The organism is Amycolatopsis sp. NPDC006125 (assembly GCF_040614195.1).
GTDB classification, from domain to species: Bacteria; Actinomycetota; Actinomycetes; order Mycobacteriales; family Pseudonocardiaceae; genus Amycolatopsis_E; species Amycolatopsis_E tucumanensis.
This window is the reverse complement of the sequence record NZ_JBEXTZ010000220.1, coordinates 1-1,914: the sequence shown is the minus strand read 5'-3', so window position 1 is coordinate 1,914 and position 1,914 is coordinate 1. Positions and strand designations below refer to the sequence as shown.

Genomic DNA, 1,914 nt, shown 5'->3' with positions numbered 1-1,914 from the left:
CCGGCTTCGCGGGTTGCGCGGCCGGCTTGGCGGCGGGCTTCGGCTGGGCGGGCGCGGCCGGGGCAGTCGCAGCCTGGTTGACCTGGCCGTTGCCCGGCTTGGCGGGCTGCTCACGGACGGGCGCGGGTGCGGCGTCCGGCTTCGACTCCGTGGTCTGCGTCGGCTTGAAGTCCGAGAAGAACTCGTGCCATGCGGCGTCTACTGAATTGGGGTCGGCGAGGAACTGGTCGTACATCTCCTCGACGAGCCATTCGTTGGGGCCGAACTGTGACGCAGGGCTGCTGCTGGACACGGCAGGGACTCGCCTCTATCCATATCTCGATCTTGTTGTCCGCTTGATGCGCCTACCAGGCTAACCCCCTCGCGTTCGCCGTTGTGACCGAAGTGGCCCAAGTCCCGGGACTCAGGTTTGGGATTCCTCACTTGATCGGTCCAGCGCCCATCCGGACGAGTAAGGGACCTGCCGATACCGAGTACGGGGCCGGTGTGGAACCGGTACGGTCGCCGGACCGTCTGCAGGAAGAGCGGAAGGGGGTTCCGGTGGCGGACCTGTCGGACATCGAGCGCATGGTCGGCGACTGGGAGCGCAACGCGGTCGAGCGGTCGCAGCGCTTCCAGGCGATGCAGCACGAGGTCGAGCAGATCTCGATCACCGAATCGGTGGCGAACGGGGCGGTCAGCGTGACCGTCGGCAACAACGGCATCCCCACCGACGTGCGCATGACCGACGCCGTCCGCGGGATGAGCCCGGACGAGATCGCGGCGAACGTGCTCAAGGCGATGCAGAAGGCCCAGTCGAAGTACCCGCAGGTCATCCAGGAGATCGTGGCCGGGACGGTGGGCGAGTCGGACAGCGCGGCGCAGCACATCGTGCGGACCGCGGCCGAGAACTTCCCGGAGGCCCCGCCCGAGGACCCCGAGCCGCCTGCGCCGGGCCGTCAGCTGCGGATCGAGAGCGAGGCCGACGACGAGCCGCCGCGGCAGCCGCGCCGCCCGGCGCCGCCCCAGCGGCCCCGGCGCGATGACGACGACGGCGACTTCGGCGACCAGTCCTTCCTGCGACGCGACTAGGGGGAGCGATGACCAGCAGCTTCGCGCGGGGCGCGGGCACCAGGGCAGGTGGTTCGGCCGCCCGCGGCGCAGCGAACGGCTACGAGGTGCTCACCGACGAGCTCGGCACGCACGCGGGCAAGGTCGACGGGCTGGCAGAACGCTTGCAGACCGCTGTCGACGCGGCCCGCCAGGTGAGCATGGACAACAGCGCGTTCGGGGTGATCTGCCAGCCGTTCGCGATGATGCTCGACCCGTTCGAACAGATGGGCGTCCGCGCGCTGGAGACCGCGAAGGAGTGTGTCACCGGCACCGCGGGCAACGTCCGCACGGCGGCCACCAAGTACGACGGACAGGACGACAGCACCCGGCAGACGGTCAAGCAGCTGGGTGAGCCCCTGACATGAGCAACCCGCTCGTCGCGCAGGCCCAGTCGCAGACGACCGCGGTCACCGGCATCGGGATCCTCGAATCCGCGCAGGACCTGTCCAACGGGATCAAGGACGGGTCGTGGGTCGAGGGCGGGTTGGGGGCGCTGGGCACGGGTCTTGAGGTCCTGTCGATGGTGATCGATCCGCTGGGCACGTTGGCGCAGTACGGGGTGGCGTGGCTGATCGAGCATGTGCGGCCGTTGAAGGAGGCGCTGGACTGGCTGGCGGGGGATCCGCCGGTGATCCAGTCGTTTTCCGACACGTGGGCGAACGTGGCCAGGGAGGTCGGCGCGGTCGCGGGTGATTTGAAGAATGAGGTCGACGGTGGCACGGCGGGGTGGACCGGTCAGGGGGCGGACACCTATCGGGAGAACGGGGCGGCGCAGGCGGAGGCGCTGGCGGGGGCGGCGTCGCTGGCGGAGGGGATTTCCTC

Annotated in this window: 2 protein-coding genes and 2 pseudogenes; 3 read left to right on the top strand and 1 reads right to left on the bottom strand. The window is 69.7% G+C overall.

Going from position 1 to position 1,914, the window contains the following annotated elements:
• Positions 1–292: pseudogene (locus tag ABZ193_RS43560) on the bottom strand (hypothetical protein); the annotation flags it as partial.
• 248 nt (positions 293–540) lie between these two features.
• On the opposite strand from ABZ193_RS43560, the gene ABZ193_RS43555 reads away from it, so the two are divergent.
• The 3 genes and pseudogenes from ABZ193_RS43555 to ABZ193_RS43545 all read left to right on the top strand — a co-directional run.
• Complete coding sequence (locus ABZ193_RS43555; RefSeq protein ID WP_020420482.1) at positions 541–1,071, top strand: YbaB/EbfC family nucleoid-associated protein; 531 nt, start codon at positions 541–543, stop codon at positions 1,069–1,071.
• 8 nt (positions 1,072–1,079) lie between these two features.
• Complete coding sequence (locus ABZ193_RS43550) at positions 1,080–1,457, top strand: type VII secretion target (protein WP_237340292.1); 378 nt, start codon at positions 1,080–1,082, stop codon at positions 1,455–1,457.
• Positions 1,454–1,914, top strand: a pseudogene (locus ABZ193_RS43545) (type IV secretion protein Rhs); the annotation flags it as partial. The gene ABZ193_RS43550 and the pseudogene ABZ193_RS43545, both read left to right, overlap by 4 nt.

What these genes read in the sequence shown, in the direction of transcription:
- ABZ193_RS43550 (WP_237340292.1), top strand. Translation starts at nt 1,080, where the DNA reads ATGACCAGCAGCTTCGCGCGGGGCGCGGGCACCAGGGCAGGTGGTTCG.